The following is a 3,778-nucleotide window of genomic DNA, read 5'->3' on the forward strand; positions in this document are numbered from 1 at the left end:
GGAGTTCCTCGACGGGCTGACCGGCGTCTCCGACACCTTCACCGCCTATCTCATCACCTTCTTCGTCCTGGTCGGCTTCTGGTCGGGGCGCGCGCAAGTGACCGGGGAACCCGAGGCGGCGAGCCCTGCCTACACGCGGGCGACGCTGTTCAATCTTCTCGGCGTGACCTTTCTTCCCTTCTCGATGCTGGCGGTCAACCGCTACGACCTCGCGGGGGCGGTGTGGCTCTACGGCGCCAACATGATCCTTCTCGCCGTCACCGCGCTTTTGGTCTCGCGCGCCGCCGAGCGCGACGGCCAACGCGCCGGCGAAGCGCGCGGCGGCACGCACGAACCGGATGGCAAGGCGCGGCCGGACGGGCGCATCAAGCTCGGCATGGTGATCCTGTCAGCGATCCTCTCCATGTTGGCGAGCCTCTATTCGCCCGACTACGCCATGCTGTTCTATCTGCTCGTTCTCGCCTCCCCGCTCGTGAGCCGGACCGTGGAGTGGGGTAGGCCGGTCTAAGGAGCCCACACGCGCTGAGCGAGGAATTGCGTTATGAGCCTCTAGGCGAGCAATTGCCCATTTGTTCCGCCCAAGGAGCATTGCTGACACACCCTGATCGCGATGATATTTTGTCGATGCGTCTGGCCTTAATGGAGGTCAGGGCTATGGTGTGTCTCCCGCAAGAGACGTATCGAAGTTTCGTTTCCCGACCTTCGCCGCGAGCTTTCGTCCCGCGTTTGAGCGCGGGGACGAAACCGCTCGTCTGCGAACCCACCTCAGGGAGGCTGCTATGAGGAGACTGTTTTTGATCCTGGGCCTGTTGTTGCCCGTTACATTGCTTGTCGGCAGTGCTTCATCGGCGGAAACCAAACTCGCAGCGAGTATCTTCTCTTATGACGGCAAAGACTTCGTCCGCACCGAAACGACCTTGATGCAAGGCGGGCAATCGGCGGTCGGTACAAAACTAGAGCATGACAGCCCCGCCTACAAAGCCTTGTCCGAAAAACACTCCTACACCGGGCCGGCAACCGTGTTCGGTCAAAACTACGAGGCCAACTACGCGCCGCTCATCGGTGCAGATGGCAAATTGACCGGCGCCCTGTTTGTGGGGGTTCCGAAATAGTCGTTTTGATAGCTGCGCCAAACCGGTCCGGGACGATGGCTTCCGCGATCGGGCTGGCTTCGACACACCTTAGTCTTGCGCGTGAGTGGGCGGCCCGATGGCCGCCCGCTTTCACTTATGGGCTGCAGCAACCTTGTCGGCTCTTCAGTCTTAAACCGACCTCTCAGTCCTTCACATACACCTCGGCGCCGGCAGCGCGGAACTTCTCGCTCATCTCCGCCATGCCTCTTCGTCATGGCCGGGCTTGTCCCGGCCATCCACGAATTATTTGTGAGGCAGATGGAATTCGTGGATGCCCGGCACTTCGGCCGGGCATGACAAGGGCATAGAAGGAACTCACTCCTCCTCCACATAAACCTCGCCGCCGAGCGCGTGAAACTCGGCGTTTTGATTGTGGCTGCCCTGCTGTCCATGATCGCGAGCCTGTGGTCGCCCCGCTGGGCGATGCTGCTCGATCTGTTCGTTCTCGCCGCTCCGCTGGTGAAGGGCGTGGATCGACGTTAAATGGCAGGAGGGGGTCGAAGGCGGTTCAGACGCCGCCTAACCGTTCATATGAACTCGAATTTGCCGGCAGCTCGTTCGGATATCGCGACGGCGAGCTCCTCGCCATTCCGTGCATAAAGGTCCAGCTTTAGGATCGCCCCATCACGAAAGCGCAGGTGAAACAATCCGCTCAGGGGTTGCCGCCAAGATTCGAAATCGCCCATGTCTTCGACGAGTTCGCGTCCTCGTTGGCGCCATCGGACTGACGTTCCGCGCCAGCGCAAGGCCATGCGCCGCAGCCGGATCATGTAGAACCCGCATATTGCCGAGCCGATGCCGAAGGCGAAGATCAATATGAGCAGATAGCCCATCTGAACCTCGGCATCACGACGGGCTGAGCCGACGAAAAGCCAAACCCAGCTTAGCAGCGTCGCGAACCCCCAGCTGCCGAGGAACCAGAACCAGTGCGTCCCGCCAGGTCCCACGACGCGCCAGCCCGGATACCGAGGCGGCGGCGCGAGGAGCAAACCGGCCAAGGCAACTAAGCAGGCAATATGCAGCGTGCCGACCAGCACAAGCGGCAGCGGCGTCACGTAAGCTTGCAGCATGGCCGATCCTATTCGCATTAGAGCGGGCATACGTTGCCAGACTGGCACTAAGGAAACTGCGCTATGAATGTTCTCGCCTGTTCGGGAGTTGTTCCGCGTGCTTAACCGTCCGCACATCGAGCAGAAATGCGCCAGTCTGCCCGCTTCTATTTGCGCCTGATGTCGATTGACGCGTAGCCGAGAGTGCCGGCCTGCGTGTGCAGCCACTTCATGGCATCGGCCTCTTTGGCGAAAACTTGGCTGTCGCCTGCTTGCGAAAACACCGCCCCGGGCTGCTGCGTGCGGAACGACGCGCGCCATCCATAGTCGTGGCGCTCCAGGAGGCCGATGAAGTTACCACGGATGTTATCCTCCTCGACCACCGGTCCCGGCCTACTCCTCCTCCACATAAACCTCGCCGCCGAGCGCGCGGAACTTCGCGCTCATCTCGGCCATGCCCCGCTCGATCTCCTCCTTCGAGACGCCCGGCTTCGCTGAAGCTGCGCCGGGCTCCTCAGGATGAGGGCCGGAGGCGGGGCCGGCGAGCTTGGCGGCGTAGTCGCGCACCTGTTGCGTGATCTCCATCGAGCAGAATTTCGGCCCGCACATCGAGCAGAAATGGGCGAGCTTCATCGCCTCCTTGGGCAAGGTCTCGTCGTGGAATGAGCGCGCGGTGTCGGGATCGAGCGAGAGGTTGAACTGATCCTCCCAGCGGAACTCGAAGCGCGCCTTCGACAGCGCGTTGTCGCGCGCGACCGCCGCCGGGTGGCCCTTGGCGAGGTCGGCGGCGTGCGCTGCGATCCTGTAGGCGATCACGCCCGCCTTAACGTCGTCGCGATTGGGAAGACCGAGATGCTCCTTCGGCGTCACGTAGCAGAGCATGGCCGTGCCGAACCAGCCGATCATGGCGGCGCCGATCGCGCTCGTGATGTGGTCGTAGGCCGGCGCGATGTCGGTGACGAGCGGCCCCAACGTGTAGAACGGCGCCTCGCCGCAGAGAGCGAGCTGCTTCTCGACGTTGACCTTGATCTTGTGCATGGGGATGTGGCCCGGCCCCTCGATCATCACCTGACAGCCTTTGTCCCAGGCGATCCTGGTGAGCTCGCCGAGCGTCTCGAGCTCGGCGAACTGCGCGCGATCGTTCGCATCGGCGATCGAGCCCGGCCTGAGGCCGTCGCCGAGCGAGAACGACACGTCGTAGCGGCGCATGATGTCGCAGATCTCGGGGAACCGCTCGTAGAGGAAGCTCTCCTTGTGATGGGCAAGGCACCACTTGGCCATGATCGAGCCGCCTCTGGAGACGATGCCGGTCACGCGGTTTGCGGTGAGATGGATGTAGCCGAGGCGCACGCCGGCATGGATGGTGAAATAGTCGACGCCCTGCTCGGCCTGCTCGATCAACGTGTCCTTGTAGACCTCCCAATCGAGCTTCACGGGATCGCCGTGCACCTTCTCGAGCGCCTGGTAGATCGGCACGGTGCCGATCGGCACCGGCGCATTCCTGACGATCCACTCTCGCGTCTCGTGGATGTTCTTGCCGGTGGAGAGGTCCATGACGGTGTCGGCGCCCCAGCGGATCGCCCACACCATCTTCTC

4 protein-coding genes and 1 pseudogene are annotated in these 3,778 nt (G+C 62.4%); 2 read left to right on the forward strand and 3 right to left on the reverse strand.

Annotation, left to right across the window (positions count from 1 at the left end; translation table 11 throughout):
• The coding region (locus VFB18_RS12825; RefSeq protein ID WP_324975890.1) for a hypothetical protein at positions 1-508 on the forward strand (508 nt) is incomplete at its 5' end.
• Between the two features lie 271 nt (positions 509-779).
• Complete coding sequence (locus tag VFB18_RS12830; protein WP_324975892.1) at positions 780-1,112, forward strand: Cache 3/Cache 2 fusion domain-containing protein; 333 nt, start codon at positions 780-782, stop codon at positions 1,110-1,112.
• Positions 1,113-1,660: 548 nt separating this feature from the next.
• On the opposite strand, the gene VFB18_RS12835 is transcribed toward VFB18_RS12830, so the two are convergent.
• From VFB18_RS12835 to thiC, 3 genes and pseudogenes are all read right to left on the reverse strand, one after another.
• Positions 1,661-2,203 carry a hypothetical protein gene (locus tag VFB18_RS12835; RefSeq protein WP_324975895.1) on the reverse strand — a complete coding sequence of 181 codons (543 nt, stop codon included), beginning with the start codon at positions 2,201-2,203 and terminating at the stop codon, positions 1,661-1,663.
• 146 nt (positions 2,204-2,349) lie between these two features.
• Complete coding sequence (locus VFB18_RS12840; RefSeq protein ID WP_324975898.1) at positions 2,350-2,565, reverse strand: hypothetical protein; 216 nt, start codon at positions 2,563-2,565, stop codon at positions 2,350-2,352.
• A gap of 147 nt (positions 2,566-2,712) precedes the next feature.
• A pseudogene (thiC, locus tag VFB18_RS12845) lies at positions 2,713-3,778 on the reverse strand (phosphomethylpyrimidine synthase ThiC); the annotation flags it as partial.

The sequence above is a fragment of the Methyloceanibacter sp. genome, assembly GCF_035650995.1.
GTDB lineage: Bacteria > Pseudomonadota > Alphaproteobacteria > Rhizobiales > Methyloligellaceae > Methyloceanibacter.

Excerpts from the sequence above, each read along its gene's own strand:
- VFB18_RS12835 (WP_324975895.1), bottom strand. The coding sequence starts at position 2,203 with ATGCTGCAAGCTTACGTGACGCCGCTGCCGCTTGTGCTGGTCGGCACG.
- VFB18_RS12830 (WP_324975892.1), top strand. The coding sequence starts at position 780 with ATGAGGAGACTGTTTTTGATCCTGGGCCTGTTGTTGCCCGTTACATTG.